2 protein-coding genes and 2 pseudogenes are annotated in these 2,476 nt (G+C 35.7%); all 4 read right to left on the reverse strand.

Features of this window, described 5'->3' with window-relative positions; translation table 11 throughout:
- Positions 1-273, reverse strand: a pseudogene (locus QUA90_RS30245) (hypothetical protein); the annotation flags it as partial.
- A 57-nt stretch (positions 274-330) separates the two neighbouring features.
- Positions 331-1,444 (reverse strand): annotated as a pseudogene (locus QUA90_RS30250) (IS630 family transposase).
- Positions 1,445-1,489: 45 nt separating this feature from the next.
- Positions 1,490-1,855 (reverse strand): transposase, encoded by a 366-nt coding sequence (locus QUA90_RS30255; RefSeq protein WP_333448776.1) that lies wholly within the window; start codon positions 1,853-1,855, stop codon positions 1,490-1,492.
- Between the two features lie 86 nt (positions 1,856-1,941).
- Positions 1,942-2,343 (reverse strand): transposase, encoded by a 402-nt coding sequence (locus QUA90_RS30260; RefSeq protein ID WP_333448777.1) that lies wholly within the window; start codon positions 2,341-2,343, stop codon positions 1,942-1,944.
- Positions 2,344-2,476: the final 133 nt, after the last annotated feature.

The raw sequence follows: 2,476 nt of genomic DNA on the forward strand, positions 1-2,476 counted from the left end.
ATCATGTCCATCGCCCAAGCAAGTTATAGGTTTTGCTAGCGGTTGTTTATTTGCCCAATTAATGATGATATCATTTTGATTGAAACTAGCCACCATACCAGCTTCCGACACAATTGCTTTATAGTCTTTCCATTCAGACTTTTCTCCTTGAGGTCTCCTGAGTCGTACTTTTCCACCATCTGCACTTATAGCTTTTCTCAGAAAGATGAGGTACAATAACAGCAGTGTGTAAACAGTTAAAAATATTTGACGATGTAACTTGTCCGAACGCAAACTCGATGGCTTTTCCTAACTCTTGATAATTAGTAGTCTTGATAAGCTGTCAAACATCTAAACTGCATTAACTAAGTTACCTTTATTTTTTATTTTGCGGTTCCATTTCATAATTAGTTCTCCTTCATTTAACAATTTATTCAACAGAGACTCTAGTTTTTCAATAGATTCAAATAATCTATTAGCAACATATTCCTTGGCGGAATGCCATACTAATTCAACTAAGGTGTAGTCAGGACTATACTTGGGCAAAAACTCTATGATTAGATTCGGCATCTCTGCTGCTATTTTCTGCAAAATGTCTGCTTTTTTATGAAAACTAGCGTTGTCCAAAATTATCACAAATTTACAGCCTTTATCTTCAAATTTTTCCGCTAAATTCCCTTGTAATATCCACTCGGCTCTTAAATCTCCATAAAAATTTTTTAGGACGGCATAAAAATTAGCAGAATTTCCAGATGGAATAAAATCCACCCATCTTTTCTTGTCTGAATACCTCACACCGCCCATGACATTAATACGACCATTTCGTCGGTCTCCTCTTTTCTTGCTTCGAGTCCATTTTTTACACCAATTCTTCCTTCTAATTACTCTCAAACCTTCATCCGCTTTCATCCCAAAACCATACCTGTAGAAGAGCTGGAGATTCTTTTGCTATTCTTAAATACTCAGCTAATTTATCTTTAAATAAATCCCTCTTTACGGTATTTTGCTTATCCTCTAAGCTATATTTAGCCCAGATGTAAACATACTTTTTTGATTTTAAAATCCTCCTTACTTGGGTACTATTCAACTCGATTCCTGTCTTCTCTCCTAGATATATGGCAAGTCTAGCTGTTGTCCATCTCCCGAATTCATAGCCATATTTCTCAGGTTCTACTTCAATGGTCTCTAGAAGTAAATTAATGTATTCTTCTGTAGCTTTTCGGTAGTTACCCTTCATCCGCTCATCTTTAAAACTGTCTAAATTATCAGGCTCACCATGAATGCTCCAATAAGCAACTTTTCTCAGAGAACATCCAATTAGTTCAGCAGTTTGAGCTTGGGTATTTCCGTTATTTAGTAACAAAAAAATCAAGGCTCTTTGCCGAATATCGGGATGCTCATGCTCTTTTAATGCTTGTTGTAGACTTTTTTTTGTCTCGCAACTGAGGAAGTTTTTAGTAGGCATTTACTTTTTCTAAATATCATCATATTATACTATGCAATATGCGTTTTAGATGCTGAACAGCTTACAACGGAGAATGATTTTAAGTTTTGACCACAGATTCTCAATTGGTGAAAAATCGGGTGAATAAGGTGATAAGTATATTAATTTTGCGCCTTTCTTTTCAAGAGCTTTTTTGACTGCTTCTCCCAGGTTAATAGGACAATTATCCATCACCACACAAGCACCTTTCCAGAGTTTGGGTACGAGTTTTCTGATAATAAAAGCTTCAAATATAATTGCATCAGTTCCGCCTATTAGATTAACCGATGTCAAAATTTCATTGACTGACATTGCTCCACTTATTGAGACATTTTTGCCACGTTTAGTTGGTTTGGGCCCCTTGGCTCTGTCACCTTTTTGCATACGTAGCATATAACCTCACCCTTGCCAAATTAACTCCCGATTCGTCAAGGAATATTAAGTCTTTCAAACTAATTTTTTTAATTGTTTCCCAGAACTCATATCGCAGGATTTGAACTCGGTCTGTGCCTTTGCCTGAAGGGAATAAAGTTTTTTTTTACAGTAATGTTTAAGAGTTTTATCATTCTTCCTATGGTAGCTCTACTAACGGAAAATCCGAGTTTTCCATAAAGTAAATAACGGAGTTCTTCAAGAGTTGCATCATTATTTTCTTCAATCAATTGGGCCAAGATGAGTAGTTGCTCCGCATTGAGTTTGCCTTTGACTCCACATCGGTCAGTTCTCGGAGTAATGTTTTTTGTTTCACGATATTGTTTAAGCAATTTTTGTACAAAACTCAGGGCTACAGAAAAACGCTTAGCTATTGCTTTTTGTGAAATGGGTTCAGCATGATAAGTATCAAGGATTTTTTGCCTAAAATCAATCGAATAAGCTTTCATTTTTAACAATGTATGAAGTTTGGTACAAGTAAACGTGTTGTGAATCAACCATCGCGCATTGGTAACAAGTTAGAAAAGAGTAGATTTTGTCAATACCCCTTTGTGTAGAAATATAATTGAATAATAATGATAA

The organism is Microcoleus sp. D3_18_C4 (assembly GCF_036702355.1).
Lineage (GTDB): Bacteria > Cyanobacteriota > Cyanobacteriia > Cyanobacteriales > Microcoleaceae > Microcoleus.